Raw genomic sequence first — 17,361 nt, 5'->3', positions numbered from 1 at the left:
TGCTTCCCGGTTTTCAAAGCTGATCGGCCCCATCATGCAGCCTCCGGCGCGAGCTGGCGGCGCGCATGACGATAGTTCTCCGCTGGCTGGGGCGTCATGCGCTGGCCATCCGCGTGGTAGCGGGTGCGCCACAGATATTCGGGACGCGTCTTCAGCGCAGCGGCGATAGCGCGCTCGCCTGCAAGGTGCGGTTCGTGCACCGCATTCCCGGCCGTGCCGGCGGGCAAATTGTAGGCCTTGTCGATCCCGGTGAGGGTGAGCTTGGCGAGGGTAAGGCGTCCGCGAATGCGGGCCACCTCTTCAAGGCGGCGGCGTTCGGCGCGGCTGGCCTTGTCGCTCGTGGAGGCACGATGCATAAGTAAATCCTTGATCCAGATGGGAGGCCCTGGCCGGCCTCCTTTTTTGGGGTGATGAAGTCTGCGAACACAGAAAGGGATATCACAATTTGGTATATAGTAAATACCAATTTGTGAGATCATTGATCATTGGGGAAGAAACCAAAACCGTCGAAGACGCCGCTGGGCGAGCGGCTGGTACAAACTCGGGAAAAGCTAGGGTTTTCTCAGCAGCGAGCGGCGTTCGCTGAAACCGTTGGTCTGACGGAGCCGATGCTTGGCTATTATGAGCGGGGAGACCGAACTCCCGACGCCTTGGCACTGTCCGCGTATCGCACGGAACACGGCGTAAGTCTGACTTGGCTCATCACCGGCCAAGGGGACATGTTCGAGGATACTTCGAAAGGACCGGCGCCGAGCGCGGGCGTTGATGTCGTCCTGCTTCAGCAACTGCACGACACAGTCCAGGCCGTCTTCGTCGAGTGCAAGCAGACGCCGCCGCCTCGAGCAGTAACCGCCGAGGCCGGTGAACTCTACAATCAGTTGCTGGGGATGGTCGCCGATATCAGGGACAAAGCGGTGGTGGCTGCACTGATCCCGGTCTTGCGGGATCGCTTCAAGGAACGGATCGCTAGCGCCGAGCCTGGTAGCGGGAAACGCGAGGCCTCATGATTGTGAAACCATGCTTGGCAATCCGTGAAAATGGGGCAGGGCCGAGCGGTCCCGGTCAGGTCAACCAGGTGAGATGCATCGACGATATGGTGAGAGAAGCATTCGCTTCAGAATGACTGGCGTGTGCTGCTTTATGCGATCAACTCAGGTATGCCCTCGAATGCCCATTAACCCTTGGTTAAGGCTAAGGCGCACCACCACCTAAAGGCAAGCTATGCTCGCTCCGCAAGGTAAACGCGAATATTCTCAAGTGATAATTTGCATGCGATGCCCGCCTCTATGTGCCGGCAAACGGCGCCGGAGCCGGGGGTTGAACACGCGCTTCACAGACACGCCGATGCGCTTTTAGCCGGAGCTTGGACATGGCACATCGCCCCCGGCCGAAATGGCCACGGCGAATGCGCCAGCCGCCAAGCTGCGCATGTGTTCGGCCACCGCTATGGCGGCGTGCCTATGTGAAGTCAGGGTGTTCAAGCCCATCACGGTTATAGTCACGCGGCGTAAATGCGCAAACCACATATCCACGGCAACGGATCGGGCTGAACTTTTCTTTTCGGCCGTGGTTAATCGTTAGCCCGCTGATTTTATTGCGGAAATCGCGTTCCTCGGCGAAAAAGACCAGAGTGGACTTATCTAAATTGGAGAAACGGCATCAAATCGGAGGAATTTCGCCTCCTGAGCCGAAATTCCTGAAGTCGGCTTGCTCGTTAAATATCAATCAGTTGAAGATGCCTTGAAGGGTCTTTAAGGGGTTTCAGCAGCTTCCTTGCCGTACCGGCCAGCCGCCTAGTCATCAAAGTGGGTTGAAGGCGATTTTGACAAACGTCGGTGTCAAAACCTCCCCGCGACGGATCGGCCATCCCCACCACCAACCCGTTGGTTTTCAAGCACTCTCCGCTTGTTCCATGGTCTCCCCCGATCTCCCCGGATAATTCCGGATAGAGGTGACAAACAACAACCGGTAGGACCATGTCAGCTTTTGCGCGCCATTGGCGGTCCCCAGAAAAGTCTCACAGAGCCGACGTCGGATACAATCGTAAATGCATTTCACAGACCTGTCAGTTGGTCGAATAACTCGTTAGAATTACTTTTGATCTTGTAGGCAGTTTGTCGACTGCGGCGTGTATTTTATTGAGAATTCTAGTCTTGAAATGCCTCACCTCTGCACCATAATCAAGCTCGAGCGCGAGTGGCCTCTCCACGCATTCATTGGGCATACCTTTTTTGTTTGCGCAGACACGCTTCCAATTTTCGGCATAGGCTGCTCGGGCTGATCTGCGCACTTGCTAATGACCTGGCCATCTGATTTCGCGCTGAAACGCGGACAGACAACTGCGTAGTGGCGCAGGAACCGCCGCGTCGTGATGACGGTACCGCGTCGCATTCAACTCTTCATACACATCAAATCTGGTGAGGGGCATTTTCGCCCCCCAAGTTTATCTCTGAGGGAGGGACATGAAATGTCTCATACAAGAGCGACGTGTATTGCAGCAGCGTTAGCCGCGACAAGTATTCTGGCCGGCACGCCGAGTGTCCGAGCACAGGAGCCCAAGCCCAACATTCTGTTCATCATGGGCGATGATATCGGCTGGATGCAACCCAGCATCTATCACCAGGGCCTAATGGTGGGCGAGACGCCCAACATCGATCGCATCGGCAAAGAGGGTGCGAAATTCATGACCTACTACGCCGAGCAAAGCTGCACGGCTGGTCGTACTGCCTTCCTCACCGGCATGCAGCCGGTGCGTGTTGGCATGGTCCTACCCGAAATTCCCGGAAGCCCATCCTACCTTCGGACCGGCACACCCACTCTTGCCCGCTTCCTGCGCGATCTCGGCTACAATACTGGCGAGTTCGGCAAGAATCACCTTGGCGATCACACGGAGTCTCTGCCAACCGCACATGGTTTTCAGGAGTTCTGGGGTTATCTCTATCACCTCGATGCCATGCAGGGTGTAAGTTTCCCAGACATCAACAAGACAGCGACCGAGCAGACCCTCGCGCCGCCTTGCAAGAATACACCGATACCGGGGCTTAACGAAGATCCAGCGGCAGTCGACCCGGCGACCACTACGTGTCTTACACCGCCGCGTCCGATGCTCGCGTGCACGTCCTCCGACGGGACTGCGGCCAATCAGACCTGCAAGGACGAAGGGCCGCTAACGCTCGAGCGCTCAAAGACGATTGATGAAGAGATTTCAGGGAAGGTCATCGACTTCCTGGACCGGAATGACCCCGAGAAAACCAAGAAGCCCTTTTTCGTCTGGTACAACCCCGCCCGCATGCACATCACGACCGTCTTGCCCGACAAATACCTCAACATGGTGGGGGAACCGGGCGGCAAGGACTGGGGCGTTAATGAAGCCGGCATGAAGCAGATGGACGACAATATCGGCTACGTGCTGAAGAAGCTCGAGGAAATGGGAGAGCTTGACAACACCATCGTCGTCTTCACCACGGACAACGGTGCCGAGACGATTACATTTCCGGACGGCGGCACCACCCCGTTCAAGGGCGGCAAGCTGAGCACCTGGGAAGGCGGCATGCGGGCACCGCTGGTCGTACGCTGGCCCGGCCACATCGAACCGGGAACGGTGAAAAACGATATGTTTGCCGCGCTGGACTGGCTGCCCACCTTGGTCGAAATCGCCGGCGGGCCCAAGGGCAATGAACTTAAGGCCACAATCGAGCGGGGTGAGTATCCCGGCATAGCAAAGACCACGCTCGACGGCGTCAATCAACGCGCCTACCTTGAAGGAAAATCGGACAAGTCGGCGCGCGACACGTTCCTTTACTATTCCGGCAAAGAGCCGTCGGCGGTCCGCTACAAGAACTGGAAGATGTATTTCGCGATGGTGTCTGATGACCCTGCGGGCTTCATTTCCGGCGTGCAGCCCTATTCGTGGACGCAGGTTGTCAACATCAAGCGTGACCCGTTCGAAACGTCGGTCGGTCAGCAGATCAAGACACTGTTCGGCATGGGGGGCGCGATCGCCTCTCCATCAACGGCCTATGTCTATGACTGGAACATGTTGCCGATCGGGCAGCAGCTGTGGCTGAGGCATCTTGAGAGCTACGTCAAGTTTCCGCCGATGCAAAATCCTGCAAGTTACAATCTTGAACAGGTCATGCAGCAGGTCCGGGAGATGAAGACAGGGCGCGACTGACCTTAAACGAGCGTCGCAGCGGACGCCCCTCGGGGCGTCCGCAACGCCGTCTTCACGTTTTCAGCCTTCAACCGATTTTCCGGGACGTCGCACTTTTCCGCTCATGGCACGTGTAGGTCTACGCTCACAGAGAATTTCCGCCTAAATTGATTCCCAAAAAAATGCCCGCCAGAAGCGGGCAGTTTTGGAGTGGGCGCATACGCTCAAACATGTTGCGCCTGGAAGCCAAGGTGCGTCAGAGAGGTCAACACTGTGTAAACAGCCGGCGGCCAGAAATGAGGGGGACTTTGGTCGAAGCGGCGCGCGTCGGCCTCCCGCTGAAGCGGCGAGCGTCCCGCGGGAGAACGTTTGTTCCGGCTTGACAGGGTGGCGGCGTGCACGGCTTCGATGGCGGCTGTGTCCGTCTATGCTGTGAAACGGGGGAGGTGAGGCCTCAACCGGTGCTCGTTTGAATTCGGCAGGCGCGGTCTGGCTGCCCAACCTCATGATCTCATGGTGTTTCTTCGTTGTGGTTGCGGATCTCGACCCCGCGGGCGTGCGGTTGGCGGGGCAGGGGTCGGCGCGGGCGGCGGCGGCCTGGCAGCGTTCCTGCATTCGAAAAGAATGCGCTCAGAAAGAAACTCTTAATTTTAGCTGTCAATAATAAGAAGTGGGGGTTGAACTTCACGGTCGATTCCCGCTAGGGGATTGCGAAGCGGCGCTGGCCGCTCGTTCGAAAGGATGCTTATGCGAAGCCTAACCGCCTTGGGCGGCCTCCGCCGCATGACCGTTTCGGGTTTCAAGTCTCTCGTACCTGCATCGTTTCTCGGTCTTCTGCTTGTCTCTTCCGGCTGTTCGTCGGCGGGCATGGCGGAAAATCCGCTGTTTGCGTCTGCCGGCTCGAAGGCCGTGACGGGCACGCCGAACGTTGCCCCGAAAGCGGGCAAGCTCATCAGGGTTGCGCAGGAGGACGATATCGTCGAGCCGCTGCCGGCAAGGAAGCGGACCACCGCCTATCTCGGCCGCGCGCCCTATATCTGCTCGCCGAGCGGCTTCGGCCATACGTCGCGGTGCTTCCTCAGAAGTTCGCTGTAAAGCCATTCCCATTTGGGTGATGCGCCTGAAATGCTTCGCCTTCATACAGTTTCGTCAAAGTGTTTCCGCTTGAGGGTTTGAGCTACGGGGATACTCGAGTTTCTTGTCGTCCTGCATTTTTTCGGGGGAAGCGCTCGTCGTTCTATTCCGGGAAAAGTCTCATCCTCCGTCGGAGACAGCTCTTGTCGATTGCGATGTTCAGATCGGTGTTCCTGGCCGGCCTTGTGGCGCTTTCGCCGGCGATGGATGGCGCGCGCGCCGTGGCTGCCGATCTCGGCGACACGGTCGACCGGGTGCTGACGACGGCCTCGATCGGTACGGCCGGCAAGGCCGCGGGCAAATCCGGCGGCGCGGTTGCGATCGGCGTCTACGACCCGCATGACGCGGTGACGAACAGCGATGCGCTGACGATCGAGCATGTGTTCGTCTATTGGCAGGCGCTCGACAAGGCGATGCTGAAGCGCAAGATCGCCATTGCCGAGGAGCAAGGCCGGGCGCTGATGATCTCCGTCGAGCCCTATACCCATGCGAGCGACTGGCGGGCGGGCGGCGAGCGGCTGTTTGCCGATATCGGCCGCGGCCGCTTCGATCGCGAGATCCGCGATATCTGCAAGCGCGCCGGCGCGGTGGCCGCCCCGGTCTACATGCGCTGGGGCCACGAGATGGAAGATCCCGATGGACGCTATCCCTGGGCGCGGCGCGACACGGATGGATACAGGAAGGCGTTTCGGTATTTTGTCGAAAGCTGCCGGGAGCTTGCGCCCGACGTGCGCTTCGTCTGGTCGCCCAAGGGCCATCGCAACCTGACCGGTTACTATCCCGGTGACGACGTGGTCGATGCCATCGGCATTCCCGTCTGGGGTCTGCAGAAGATGGATGTGGACTATTGGGGCCGCGAGCGCAGTTTTGGCGAAACGCTTGGCGAAAAGTACCGGCGGGTCGAAGGTTTCGGGAAGCCTGTGATGGTTGCAGAACTCGGCGTTTCCGGCTCGGCCGACTACAAGCGCGCCTGGTATGCGGAGATCTTCGATCGCAACACCTATCGCGATCGTTTCCCGCTTCTGACGGCCGTGGTGTTCTTCAACGACAAGGAACCCTACAAGTGGCCGCTTGGCTACGGCTCGCCGGACTGGCGGCTGGACAAGGCGTCGCTTGCCGCACTTGTTTCCGATGGCGGCAAAAATGTCGGCCGGCCGACGCAATAGCGGCACCGGCCGGTCGGCCGGTGCGTGAACTTCGGAAAGCTGGAGTTTTCTCAGGCGAGCAGGAGGCCCGATTCGCGGGCGGCGGCGGCAAAGCAGCGGCTTGCCCTGCTGACGCTGGTCAGCCCGTCGAGCGCATCCAGGCAGCGCTGAAGGGCGGCACGATATTCCCGTCCACGTCTGCCCGGCCATTGCCGCAGCAGCTCAAGCGCCTCCCAGACCGTCCTGATGACGGTCTGCCGCTTGGACGACAGTTTCAGGTGGATCGGCGTTGCGAAGGTCTTTTCGCTCATCTTGCATTCCTCATTCATAGTCTTTTGAGCGGGAGGGCAACGCCGGGGATTGCCGATGGTTCCCTCGGAGGATGCGCTTTTTTAACCATGATGGTGGCGGGCAGACATGGTTGGGAATAGGCGGGCAGGCGCAATGCCCGCAATCGCGGGCCTTTCGAAGCCCCGGGAACGGAATTTCCACGCCGACATTTTTCGCCGAAAATCTTCGCTGTGGCGCACGGCGGGGTTCGACCGGCGCTCTTTCAGAGGTCGAGCGCGGCCCTGAGGTCGGTCGGCTTGCGCTCCCTGAGGTCGAGATCGGCCTCGATGTGATCGATATGGCGGATCATCAGCGTTGAGGCCGTCTCGATGTCGCCGGTTTCGATCGCGGTCAGGATGTCGTCGTGTTCGTTGTGGCCGCAGCTCGAAACGGTCGATTGTCCATAGAGCGCGATGACGAGCGAGGAGCGGGCGACCAGTTCGTCCATGAAGCGCCTGAGGATGGCATTACCGGTGAGGTCGGCGAGCGCCAGGTGGAAGTCCCCGGACGCCTTGATCTCGGCGCGGCGGGCCGTACGGCCGCGCTGGGCGGTCAGGTGCTGTTCGGTGGCAAGCAGGCGGCGCAGCTCATTGATCTCGGCTTGGCCGATCCGGGCCGCAGCCGCGCGCAGGAGGCCTGGCTCGATCAGCCGGCGGGTCGCAAAAATCTGGCGGGCTTCATCGGGCGAGGGATGGGCCACGAAGGCGCCGCGGTTCTTCTCGACGGTGACCAGCCCTTCATAGGCAAGCGCCTGCAGGGCGGCGCGCACCAGCGTGCGGCTGACATTGAAGAGATCGCCGACATCGCTTTCCGACAGCTTGGTTCCCGGCGCGAGCCGACGTTCGACGATCGCATCGCGCAGCTTGTCATGGATTTGCCGGGTGCTGGTGTCGGTGGTTGCATCGGCAGGTGCCGGATGGGGGGGCAGGGGCATGAAGGAGATCGATCCGCGAATGAGTGCGGCATCTTATCGTCGCGCGCGGTGAAGGGAAACGACAATCTGGCATGGTGGTGGATCGGCGCCGGCTACTTGTCGAGTTCGGGGTACACCCGATCGAGGAAGCCTGGCCGCAGCTTTTCGCCGATCAGGCAGTCGGACGCCGGCATGGCATCGGCGAGCCTTACGCGTGGCGGCGGCGGCAGGCCGCTCACCTCCAGGATCAGCTTCTGGCGAATGGCGATGGCGAAATCTTCCGGCTCGTGCACCGGCAGCACGAAGGAGCCGGGGCCACCGACCACGCATTCGGCGTAATACTGGTCGAGCGGCCCGGTCGAGACCGACGGCCGGATCAGGATCGCCAGCCCGTTGATGATAATGCCGCGGGCAATGGCGATATCGCGGGCGGGAATGACCGGCGGGCCGATATTGTTGGGCCCGTCGCCGGAGACATCGATGACCCGGCGCATGCCGGAAAAGGCGTTGGAATCGATCAGCGCCGTGCCATAGGTGATCGCGTTTGAGATCGAGGTGCCGCGGCGGGTGCCGACGGGTCGTGCCTCGATCATCGCGGCAAAGGCGTCGGCCTCGGCCGCGTTGGAGATCACCCGCCAGGCGACGACAGAGGATTCGTTGACCGTGCCGGCCCATTCGAAATAGCCAAGCGCGATCCGGCCATATCGACCGCTGGTCACCGCATTGAGGAAGTCCGCATGGCGCAGCGCCTGCACATAGCCGGAGCGCTGAATCCGTGCTTCGTCCAGGTCCATCGAACCGGACATGTCGACGGCCAGCACCAGCTCGACGTCGACATCGGTCGGCGCAGTGCCCGATTGGGTCGGGCTGCCCGTCAGGGAAAGGATCAACGCCAGCATGCTCAACATAGCTTCAACCCGTCATTGCGAGCCGCGTTATCTGACGAAATGTAGCACAGGATTGGCTGTCGGCGACTGTCTGGGCTTGGCCGATCTTCAATAAAAGGTGATATCGACATGGGTGACAGCCGATCGATACTGTGCCAGCGGGTCCAAATGAGCCGAGAATATGCTTCAGCAGACACGGAATACGGAATGTTTTCAGGTCGATAGGCTTCAGGCCGCCGCCTTCGACTATTTCCTGCGCTACAGCGACGCCGAAACGGGGCTTGTCGCTGATACCTCGCTCGCCGATGCGCCTTCGAGCGTTGCTGCGACCGGTTTCGGGCTTTCCTGCTACCCTGTTGGCGTCGAACGCTGCTGGATCGGGCGCGGCGAGGCGGCTAGCCGGGTGCTGACGACCCTGCGGTTTCTCCAACAATGCCGGCAGGGCAGCGATGCGCGCGCCACCGGCTATCGCGGCTTTTACTATCACTTTCTCCACATGAAGACCGGCGAGCGGGTGTGGCAGTCGGAGCTTTCGACCATCGATACCGCGCTGCTGGTTGCAGGCGTCCTGACGGCTGCCGCCTATTTCGCGGGCGAGGATGCGACGGAGACGGAGATCCGCATGCTGTCGGAAGAGCTCTATGCCCGGGTGGATTGGCGCTGGGCGCTTGGGCGCGGCGAGACATTGACGATGGGTTGGCGGCCGCCGGGGCGATTTCTGAAATATCGCTGGCAGGGCTATAGCGAGGCGCTGCTGCTCTATATCCTGGCGCTTGGCGCGCCGCAGCATGCAATCGGGCCGGAGCACTACCGCGCCTTTACCGCCGCCTATGACTGGACCGCGGTCGACGGCGCGCCGCACCTGCGGGCCGGCCCGCTGTTCATCCATCTCTTTCCGCAGGCCTGGATCGACCTTCGTGGTCTTCGCGATCCGCCGATGCGCGACAAGGCGACGGACTATTTTGAAAACACCTGCCGGGCGATCGACCTGCAGCGTCAGTATGCCGAGAACAATCCCCGAGGTTTCGCCGGCTATGACAGGGATGGATGGGGCCTCAGCGCCTGTGATGGACCGAAGGGGCGGCAGCGGCTTGTCGATGGGCGTTGGCAGCGGATGCTCGGCTATGCCGCCCGCGGTGCGCCCGGCGGACCCGACGATGGCACGCTGATCCCCTGGGCGCCGGGTGCCTGCCTGCCATTCGACGCGGATGCGTCGCGCTCGGCGCTGGCCGCATTGGAAAACCGCTATCCCGACCTCCTGTGCGAAGGCCGCTTTCCCGGCGGGTTCAATCCGAGCCTGCCCGGTGCGGGCCCTGAGGGCTGGGTCGACGACCGCGTGGTCGCGCTTGACCAGGGGCTCATCGTCATGATGATCGAGAACGCCAGAAACGGTTTTGTCTGGCAGCTGACGCGCGGCATCCCGGCCATTCGGCGCGGATTGGAGCGGGCGGACTTTCGCGGCGGCTGGCTTGCGACCAGGGGGACGGCATGAGCTTCGCTCACGAGCGACAGGACGATCGCCCAGTGGAGGAGGGCATGGACATGGCGCAGCGCCGGAGCGCACTACACGTGCTCGCGCGCCTGCAGCCGTTCTTTCCCGAGGTCGGCTTTTCGCTCGATGCGGCCGGCAATGACTGTCTTTCCGAGGTGCAGTTCTGGGCTGAAGATGGTGCGGGGCTCGAAGCCGGGCTCGCCTATCAGGATTGTTTTGCCATTGGCATGGACGACAAGATCCGCGCCGCCCATCTGATCGCCTTCTATAGTAACCAGCTCGCCCTGGCGCTTGGCAGTCTCTATCTGGGTGCGGGTATCGTGGCGGGGGTAAGCGGCCTTCGCTTCGAAGAATTTTCGCGGGCCTATGGCGAACGGCTGATTGTGGCCAAGCGTTTTCATTTCAGCCTGACCTTGCCCGCCGTCAGGGATGATACCCCCGTCGGCGCGGACGTCTTCCGTGAAGCATTCGGCGCGCATCTCGCGCCAGTCATCGCCAGGCTCAAGCGCCGCACGGGGCTTTCCTCCGGGGCGCAATGGCGGCTTGCGGCGGATTCGCTGGCCGGCGGCTTCCTGGAGATCGGCCGCGCGCTCGGCAATGAAGAGGATGCGATGTCCAAGGCACTGGCGATCGTCAAGCGCGAGGGGACACCGCTCTATTCCGACAAGCTTTGCTACGAGACCATCGAGGCTGGGAAGGGTGACTACGACCTGCCGCTGTCGCGGGTTTATCGCCTGCGCGGCGGCTGCTGTCTCTATTATCGAACCGAAGGCGGTCGCTTCTGCGACAGCTGCGTGCTGCTTGCGCCCGACGAGCGTCGGGAACGATTGCAGGCGCATCTGCTGGCATCGCAGTCCGGCTGAATGTTAAACGACAGAGCCCCTGATATCGGCGATATCAGGGGCTCTGTCTTTGTCGCGATATCCGGACGGCTTACGCCTTGGCGAAACGATCGTTGATGAAGCCCGAGACGACGCCGAGCACGATCCAGAAGGCGAGCGTGGTGGCGAGCGCCACCACGGCGAACTCGGCGCCGAGCACGGCCGGAACATTGCTGGAGATGTCCGACGGCTGCGGAGCGCCATAGACGTGGGGTGCAGCGATCAGCACGAGGCCGATGATCTTGGCGACGATTTCTTCGCGCAGAACCAGCAGATAGAGGCCGACGGCCGAAAGCGCCACCGTTGCCAGCCACCAGACCTGGCGGTCGCCGAGTTCGGCGGCCGGGAACCCCGGCAGTTCCGGCGGCAGGCCGATCGCCGGCAGCATGTGCACCGCGAGCCAGCCGCAGGCGCCCCAGAGCGCGCCGTTCCTGAGCGTGATCGGGTAGCCGATGACGAGGCTGACGCCGGCCAGCAGCAGCGCGAAACCGGAGCCTGTCACCAGATTGGCGATCAGCGTGCCGGAGAAACGGCTCATGCCGAACATGATGCCGCCTTCCTCGTGTTCGCCCTCATGGGCGTAGGCGGGCGTGATCGGCGACAGCGCGTCGAGCAGGGCGCCGATCGGCGAGACCGCCTTCAGCGAAGAATGCTGCTCGTGGTTGGCGGCGGCCGGATCGGCCGTTCCCGGTTGGGCGGCGGGCTGTTCGCCGGCAGCCGGTGCCTCACCTTCGAATTCTTCTGCATGCAGGATCAGCGGTACGACGCGCAGTTCCTGGGCGCCGGTCATGAAGACACCGGCAATCAATCCAGCCACGATCGCGGCCAGAAGCGTTCTGACAATCATTTTCGATATCCCTCGATATCGGCGCGCCATACATCTGGCAGGCAGCGCCGTGTCCCATTGCAATTCCGCGAACGGCTCCGGCCGGCAGATCTTTGGTCTGCATCAGACGCAAGCAAACGCGTCCGGCTGTTCGCCGGAAGCGTTTTTGTCCGCAGCTATGTCGATGCGGAACGCATGTCGCGTCCCTCCGCATCGCTTAGTGGCAGGGGAAGCCGTAGGAGTGGCGGGTGTCGTGCGCGGTGTCGTGCAGCACGGCCGAGTTCGCCAGGCCGGCGCCGAAGACGAGGAAGCCGCCGATGAGAAGCGCGATGATACCCGCGGTCAGACGATCGCTGAGGGAGAGCGGAATGCTCGAAACAGTAGACGTAGCCATGACAACCTCCGTGATGGCATCGGGAAATTTCCCGGTTTGGGCCCTATGCCCGCATCGACTGGCAGGTTTCCTGGCTCAGGACGTCGGGTGAAATCACCCTGGATTTGCCTCGCCTTCCCAGAGCCAAGGTCCGCCCTCTCGCGGTCTCGTCTCCAGTGGCTTTTTCCGGATCGCTCCGGAACGGCGCATTCACGTCGCTCTACAGTCGCGGGGTCGGCCGTGATTTGAATGCCCAGCATGGGTCCATCCGTCACGTTCCCGTTTACTCCCGAAACGCGTTCGCGTTGCGGGAACCAATCGATCTGATGATGATTAGGATCGCACCCCGGAGATGTCAATTAAACTTGCGCCCCCGCCCGGCCCATCCGCGACAAAATCCCGAAGGATCATGCGTTTATAGGCCTCGACGATCTGGTCGCCCTGCGCCCGCTCGACCGAGACCGCGAGCCGCATGGTGCAATCGCCGAGATGCATGATCAAAAAGGCGGCGCTGTCGATCGCCGCGCGCGGCGTGTCTGGCGCAAACCGCGCCCAGACGTCGGCAAGAAGCTGGCCGCCAATGCGGCTTTGCTGGAGGTCGATCTCGCGCAGCGCCTTGTCGGCCTGCATCGCCGACCAGATGTCGCGCATCACGGGCTCGGCCAGGAACATGTCGTAATAGACGTCGAACAGCACGGCGAAGGCGTCACGCAGCTCCGCGAGTGACGTGACCTTGGCAAGCTCGGCTGCGATGCACTCGCTGCATACCGCATTGTAGCGCTCGGCCAGCGTGCGCACGATCGCTGCCTTGTCGGGAAAATACTGGTAGAGCGATCCGATCGAAATTCCAGCCTTTTCAGCGACTTCGCTCATGCGCATGGCGTCGCTGCCCTTCTCCTGAATGATCGCTGTCGCACAGGCAAGGATGTGCTCGACGCGCTCGCGACTGCGCTTCTGGCTGGGCGTGCGGCGTAGCGCCGGCTCGTCGTCGGCGGGGATTGTGGAAGGGCTTGCATCGGGAATCATGAGTAATGCTCACATTTTGACTTGACTCCTAAAATACGAGGATTTATCACATTTGCAAATGTGAGAGATACTCATGTTTGTGGATCAACCTCAGGAGGAAGCGATGACGGACAAACTCACACTGGTTCTGGGCGGTACGGGCAAGACGGGACGACGGCTCGCCGCCCGCCTTCAGGAGCGTGGTATTGCGGTGCGGATCGGCGCCCGCTCGGCCTCGCCGTCCTTCGACTGGACCAACGAAGAGACATGGGCGGCAGCCCTCGAAAATGTCGAGCGCATCTATGTCAGCTTCCAACCGGATCTGGCGGTTCCGGGCGCCGTCGAGACAATTCGCAAATTCTCGAACCTTGCCGTTCGCTCGGGCACCAAGCGCTTGGTACTGCTGTCGGGGCGTGGCGAGGATGAAGCGCAAGCCGCCGAGCGCGCGCTGCAGGCCTCCGGCGCCGACTGGACGATCCTTCGGGCCAGCTGGTTCTTCGAGAATTTCAGCGAGGATTTTCTGGCCGGCGGCGTTGCCAGCGGTTCCGTGTTCCTGCCGCCGGATAAGATCACCGAACCCTTCATCAGCTGCGACGACATTGCCGAGGTGGCGGTTGCAGCGCTTCTGGATGACGGGCATGTCGGCAAGATCTACGAGCTGACAGGTCCGCGGCTGATGACGTTTGCTCAGGCCGTGGCGGAGATCGCCGCGGCCGCCAACCGCCGGATCAGCTATCAGTCCGTGCCGGTTGCCGACTTCGCTGCGCAGTTGCAAGCCGATGGTTTGCCGGATGACTATGTCGAACTCATCCGTTATCTCTTCAGCTCGGTGCTCGACGGGCGCAATTCGCAACTGACCTCCGATGTCGAGCGCGTGCTTGGGCGCAGGCCGCGCGACTTCGCTGACTTTGCCCGGGAGGCTGCCGCAACAGGTGTCTGGAGTATTGCCGCATGATCCCCTTCATCCCCGCTCTTGCGTTCGCCGCCGCGATCGGCTCCGGCCTGATGGCGGGGCTGTTCTTCATCTTCTCGGTCTGCATCATGCAAGCCTTGGCGCGGCTGCCGGCGGAGCAGGGGATCGCGGCGATGAACGCGATCAACGTGGTGATTCAGAACCCGCTGTTCCTCAGCGTTTTCATGGGCACGGCGCTGCTGGCGCTTGCCCTGGTGATTGCCGCCTTCGTCTGGGGTGGCAATGGCAGCATGCTCCTGGCGGGCGGCGGCATCGTCTACCTCGCCGGCGTGCTGATCGTCACCATCGTGTTCAATGTGCCGATGAACGATGCGCTGGGCGCGGCTGCGCCCGGCCAGGCCGCCACCGAATTCTGGCAGCAGCGCTACCTGACCGACTGGGTCTGGTGGAACCATCTGCGCACGGTGTCTTCGATTGGGGCGCTGGCGCTGTTCATCCTGGGCTTTGCCCGTGCCTGAAGGCGTACGACCGGCGGACCTTTGCAAGGTTGCGCCGGTCGTTTTATCTCAGTCGACCAACGAGCCGCAGGTGAGATTGGCGATCACGCCCGTCATGGCGCCCGCCCGATCCGAGGCGACGAAGGCGGCATAGTCGGCGACCTCGTCGAGCCGCGGGAAGCGACCGAGCAACGTTCCGGTCTTTGCTCGCCCATCGAGCATCTCCTCAACGGTCGTGTCGAAACGGTCGGCAAAGCCTTGAAAGACGGCGCGTGCGTGCGAGACCGGCAGCGCTTCGGGTATGGCGTCCGGGCGCAGGCAGATGACGCGGATACCGTGGCTGCCGACTTCGCCGGCGAGAATGCGCGAGAAGGTCTCGATCGCCCCACAGGTGGTGCCATAGCCGAGGAAGCCGGAGCCTGAGAGCCGCGAGCCCGGCGTCGAAACCGTCAGGATCACGCCTTTGCCGCCTCTCTGCATGTGGGGCGCAACCGCCTTGGCGGTGATGAAATTGGCGCGGGTGTAGGCGGCGATCGGGCGCTCGAACTCCTCCAGCGACAGCGCGGACAGCGGCGGCCCCTGGACGTGCGTGAAGCCGACGGCGGTCAGCGCCACGTCGATCCGGCCGGCGCGATCGACGACCGATTGCGCATGCCGTTCGACGGCGGCCTGATCCAGAACGTCGACGACGTCGAACTCAGCCTTTCCGCCCGCCGCTCGAATTGTGTCGGCCGTGCGGCTCAAGGTTTCGGCTGTACGTCCGACCAGAAAGACATTCGCGCCTTCGCGGGCAAAGGCAGACGCCGCAGCGCCGCCGATTGCACCGCTGCCGCCATAAACGATCGCCACCTTGTTCTGAAGCAACATTTCAAACTCCCTTGATCCTGCCTCGTTGTTTGGACATGCGGCATGAGGCCCTTTGGATCGGCAGGGATCCAAGGCGGAAAATCACGCAGCAGTTTCGGAGGGTTAAAGAGTGCTAGGGCGGCGATAGCCGCTGGGCATATTCCAGTTCGAGCCGGGTATGCTTGTTCCAGAAGCCATGCGACATCCGGCCGGAAATGACATCGGCGAGAATGTCGAGATGGGTGTGCCATCCTGCGGCAAAGCTCGCCATCGTCTCCTGTTTCGCGATGCGCGAATGGGTGACCACCAGCAGCACGTTGGCACCCCTTTTTTCCAGATCGAACCGCACCTGCGACGGCGTCTGCGTGCCTTCACCCCAGCTATAGGCGAGCAGATGCGGCGGATCACAGGCGATGATGCGGCCATGGATGCGGCTTTCGCCGGCAAGGGCAGCGTATTTGGGCGGCGGTTCTCCGCAATCCGTGCCGAGGTCTTCATGGCGAAAGATATGTTCAACGGCTGTCCCCGTCGCGGCGCCTATGGTTCCCGATGCCATCCAGCGGCGGCGTTTGTCTTCTTCCGTCAGGTAAGCCCAGATACGTTCGATCGGCCCCGGCAACAGTCGCTCGATGCGCGCGGTATCCGGCGCGACGATCCGGGCATATCCGTCGTCGGTGCCGGTTGACGACGTCATCTCTTCTCCTCCGTCTCCGTCGTTGCCTGCGCGTCTACGCCCTTGGCCGCGTCGTCCGCCAGGAGCAATGCCTCCAGCACGTCGATGCGCTGGCGCCAGAAGGCTTCGTAGTGGCGCATCCATTCCATACCGGCATGCATTGGCTCGGCGTCGAGCCGGCAGACATGCGCCCGACCGCGCACTTCGCGCCTGACGAGGCCGGCGCCTTCGAGCACCTTTATGTGTTTCGATGCGGCGGCAAGCGAAATGGAGAAGGGGGCGGCAAGCTCGCCCACCAGCCTTTCGCCCGCCGACAGATCCTGCAGCATCGCTCGCCGCGTCGGGTCGGAGAGCGCATGGAATACGGCGTCGAGCCGATCGTTCTTATATTCAACCATGTTGTTGAATATTGCCGATGCTGTGGCTATTGTCAACCGTTTGGTTGAATTTAGTAGTAACGCACGAAGGAGTGGTCGCGCGGCGGATCATCATGAATATGCCGTCCTTTCCATGCGGCAAGCGCATCGCAGAGGTCGTCGGTCGGCACCATCTGGGCAAACTGTTCGCTTTCCACCAGCAGCCCCTCCGATATCGACATGTTGAGGCCACGGGTGACGGCGGTGATGATCGAGCGGACGGCGAGCGGGGAATAGCCCATGATGCGGGTCGCGAGATCGCGGGCAGCCGGCATCAGCTCCTCATGGGCAACGACGTGGTTGATCAGCCCCATGTCCCGGGCGCGGTCCGGCGAGAAATCCTCTCCCGTCAGCAGCAGTTCGAGCGCGCGCTTGCGGCCGGCAAGCCGTGGCAGGCGCTGCGTGCCGCCGAAGGTCGGCGGCATGCCGAGCTTGATCTCTGGCTTGGCAAAGCGCGCGCGCTCGCTGGCGATCGCGAGATGCACCGCCTCGGTGATCTCGCAGCCGCCGCCATAGGCGATGCCGTTGACGGCAGCGATGACCGGCTTCGGGAAGGACTCCAGCCGCGCGGTCAGCCGCTGGCCCCGGCGGACGAAATCGCGCACCGCCGGGTTCACGCCCTTCGCCACGCTTTCGGAAAATTCGTGAATATCGCCGCCGGCGGAGAAGGCGCGCTCGCCTGCGCCGGTGATGATGACGGCTCCGACCTTGTCGTTCACCTCGATCGCGTCCAGCAGGGCCAGCAGTCGGTCGATCAGCTCGTAGTTCAGCGCATTGAGTTTCTCTGCCCGGTTCAGCGTCAGTTGGGCAATGCCTTCGGAAATCTGCATCAGAACGGTGTTGGACATGGTTGCTCTCCGGCAAGTGTTGACACGGA

The 17,361-nt window shown here is 61.9% G+C and carries 19 protein-coding genes and 1 riboswitch; of the genes, 8 read left to right on the top strand and 11 right to left on the bottom strand.

The window, feature by feature from the left end; all coding sequences use genetic code 11:
* Nucleotides 1–32: 32 nt before the first annotated feature.
* Complete coding sequence (locus HT585_RS10950; RefSeq protein ID WP_176352920.1) at nucleotides 33–356, bottom strand: helix-turn-helix domain-containing protein; 324 nt, start codon at nucleotides 354–356, stop codon at nucleotides 33–35.
* 129 nt (nucleotides 357–485) lie between these two features.
* Between HT585_RS10950 and HT585_RS10945 the strand changes: the two genes are divergently transcribed.
* The 4 genes from HT585_RS10945 to HT585_RS10930 all read left to right on the top strand — a co-directional run bounded on the left by HT585_RS10945 (nucleotide 486) and on the right by HT585_RS10930 (nucleotide 6,453).
* On the top strand, nucleotides 486–1,007 hold the full coding sequence (locus tag HT585_RS10945) for a helix-turn-helix domain-containing protein (protein WP_176352919.1): 522 nt from the start codon (nucleotides 486–488) through the stop codon (nucleotides 1,005–1,007).
* Nucleotides 1,008–2,467: 1,460 nt separating this feature from the next.
* Nucleotides 2,468–4,174 carry an arylsulfatase gene (locus HT585_RS10940; RefSeq protein WP_176352918.1) on the top strand — a complete coding sequence of 569 codons (1,707 nt, stop codon included), beginning with the start codon at nucleotides 2,468–2,470 and terminating at the stop codon, nucleotides 4,172–4,174.
* 762 nt (nucleotides 4,175–4,936) lie between these two features.
* Complete coding sequence (locus tag HT585_RS10935) at nucleotides 4,937–5,248, top strand: hypothetical protein (protein WP_176352917.1); 312 nt, start codon at nucleotides 4,937–4,939, stop codon at nucleotides 5,246–5,248.
* A gap of 182 nt (nucleotides 5,249–5,430) precedes the next feature.
* Nucleotides 5,431–6,453: a glycoside hydrolase family 26 protein gene (locus HT585_RS10930; protein WP_176352916.1), complete on the top strand. Its 1,023-nt coding sequence runs from the start codon at nucleotides 5,431–5,433 to the stop codon at nucleotides 6,451–6,453.
* 50 nt (nucleotides 6,454–6,503) lie between these two features.
* Here the strand turns inward: HT585_RS10930 and HT585_RS10925 are convergent, their stop codons facing one another.
* From HT585_RS10925 to HT585_RS10915, 3 genes are all read right to left on the bottom strand, one after another.
* Nucleotides 6,504–6,743 (bottom strand): DUF982 domain-containing protein, encoded by a 240-nt coding sequence (locus HT585_RS10925; protein ID WP_176352915.1) that lies wholly within the window; start codon nucleotides 6,741–6,743, stop codon nucleotides 6,504–6,506.
* Between the two features lie 242 nt (nucleotides 6,744–6,985).
* On the bottom strand, nucleotides 6,986–7,696 hold the full coding sequence (locus HT585_RS10920; RefSeq protein WP_176352914.1) for a GntR family transcriptional regulator: 711 nt from the start codon (nucleotides 7,694–7,696) through the stop codon (nucleotides 6,986–6,988).
* Nucleotides 7,697–7,788: 92 nt separating this feature from the next.
* The gene (locus tag HT585_RS10915) at nucleotides 7,789–8,583 is read right to left on the bottom strand and encodes a DUF1194 domain-containing protein (RefSeq protein ID WP_176352913.1); all 795 of its coding nucleotides are present in this window, start codon (nucleotides 8,581–8,583) and stop codon (nucleotides 7,789–7,791) included.
* A gap of 160 nt (nucleotides 8,584–8,743) precedes the next feature.
* Here HT585_RS10915 and HT585_RS10910 point away from each other — a divergent pair, with 160 nt between their 5' ends.
* The gene (locus tag HT585_RS10910) at nucleotides 8,744–10,054 is read left to right on the top strand and encodes a glucoamylase family protein (protein ID WP_176352912.1); all 1,311 of its coding nucleotides are present in this window, start codon (nucleotides 8,744–8,746) and stop codon (nucleotides 10,052–10,054) included.
* Complete coding sequence (locus HT585_RS10905; RefSeq protein ID WP_246707621.1) at nucleotides 10,051–10,917, top strand: (2Fe-2S)-binding protein; 867 nt, start codon at nucleotides 10,051–10,053, stop codon at nucleotides 10,915–10,917. Before HT585_RS10910 ends, HT585_RS10905 begins: the two co-directional genes overlap by 4 nt.
* A 70-nt stretch (nucleotides 10,918–10,987) precedes the next feature.
* Here HT585_RS10905 and HT585_RS10900 read toward each other — a convergent pair whose 3' ends face one another.
* The 3 genes from HT585_RS10900 to HT585_RS10890 form a co-directional block, all read right to left on the bottom strand.
* Complete coding sequence (locus tag HT585_RS10900) at nucleotides 10,988–11,782, bottom strand: CbtA family protein (protein WP_176352911.1); 795 nt, start codon at nucleotides 11,780–11,782, stop codon at nucleotides 10,988–10,990.
* Between the two features lie 196 nt (nucleotides 11,783–11,978).
* A complete protein-coding gene (locus tag HT585_RS10895) occupies nucleotides 11,979–12,155 on the bottom strand; it encodes a CbtB domain-containing protein (protein ID WP_025427862.1) in 177 nt (58 codons plus the stop codon).
* Between the two features lie 43 nt (nucleotides 12,156–12,198).
* Nucleotides 12,199–12,468: riboswitch (cobalamin riboswitch) on the bottom strand.
* The gene (locus HT585_RS10890) at nucleotides 12,468–13,160 is read right to left on the bottom strand and encodes a TetR/AcrR family transcriptional regulator (protein ID WP_176352910.1); all 693 of its coding nucleotides are present in this window, start codon (nucleotides 13,158–13,160) and stop codon (nucleotides 12,468–12,470) included. (Overlaps the previous riboswitch by 1 nt.)
* Nucleotides 13,161–13,263: 103 nt before the next feature.
* On the opposite strand from HT585_RS10890, the gene HT585_RS10885 reads away from it, so the two are divergent.
* The gene (locus HT585_RS10885; RefSeq protein WP_176352909.1) at nucleotides 13,264–14,094 is read left to right on the top strand and encodes an NAD(P)H-binding protein; all 831 of its coding nucleotides are present in this window, start codon (nucleotides 13,264–13,266) and stop codon (nucleotides 14,092–14,094) included.
* Entirely contained in the window at nucleotides 14,091–14,570 is a 480-nt protein-coding gene (locus HT585_RS10880; protein ID WP_176352908.1) for an anthrone oxygenase family protein, read from the top strand. The genes HT585_RS10885 and HT585_RS10880 overlap by 4 nt, the downstream gene beginning before the upstream one ends.
* A 48-nt stretch (nucleotides 14,571–14,618) precedes the next feature.
* Here the strand turns inward: HT585_RS10880 and HT585_RS10875 are convergent, their stop codons facing one another.
* The 4 genes from HT585_RS10875 to HT585_RS10860 all read right to left on the bottom strand — a co-directional run bounded on the left by HT585_RS10875 (nucleotide 14,619) and on the right by HT585_RS10860 (nucleotide 17,332).
* Nucleotides 14,619–15,416, bottom strand: a complete 798-nt coding sequence (locus HT585_RS10875) for an SDR family NAD(P)-dependent oxidoreductase (RefSeq protein WP_176352907.1) — start codon at nucleotides 15,414–15,416, stop codon at nucleotides 14,619–14,621.
* A 112-nt stretch (nucleotides 15,417–15,528) separates the two neighbouring features.
* On the bottom strand, nucleotides 15,529–16,089 hold the full coding sequence (locus tag HT585_RS10870) for an SRPBCC family protein (RefSeq protein ID WP_176352906.1): 561 nt from the start codon (nucleotides 16,087–16,089) through the stop codon (nucleotides 15,529–15,531).
* Nucleotides 16,086–16,466 carry an ArsR/SmtB family transcription factor gene (locus HT585_RS10865; RefSeq protein ID WP_176352905.1) on the bottom strand — a complete coding sequence of 127 codons (381 nt, stop codon included), beginning with the start codon at nucleotides 16,464–16,466 and terminating at the stop codon, nucleotides 16,086–16,088. Before HT585_RS10865 ends, HT585_RS10870 begins: the two co-directional genes overlap by 4 nt.
* Before the next feature lie 50 nt (nucleotides 16,467–16,516).
* Nucleotides 16,517–17,332, bottom strand: coding sequence for a crotonase/enoyl-CoA hydratase family protein (locus HT585_RS10860; protein WP_176352904.1), 816 nt, complete (start codon nucleotides 17,330–17,332; stop codon nucleotides 16,517–16,519).
* Between the last annotated feature and the right edge of the window lie 29 nt (nucleotides 17,333–17,361).

Source organism: Ensifer oleiphilus, from assembly GCF_013371465.1.
Classification (GTDB): Bacteria; Pseudomonadota; Alphaproteobacteria; order Rhizobiales; family Rhizobiaceae; genus Ensifer; species Ensifer oleiphilus.
Note: the sequence above shows the minus strand (reverse complement) of the source record. Positions and strands in the feature narration are given on the sequence as shown.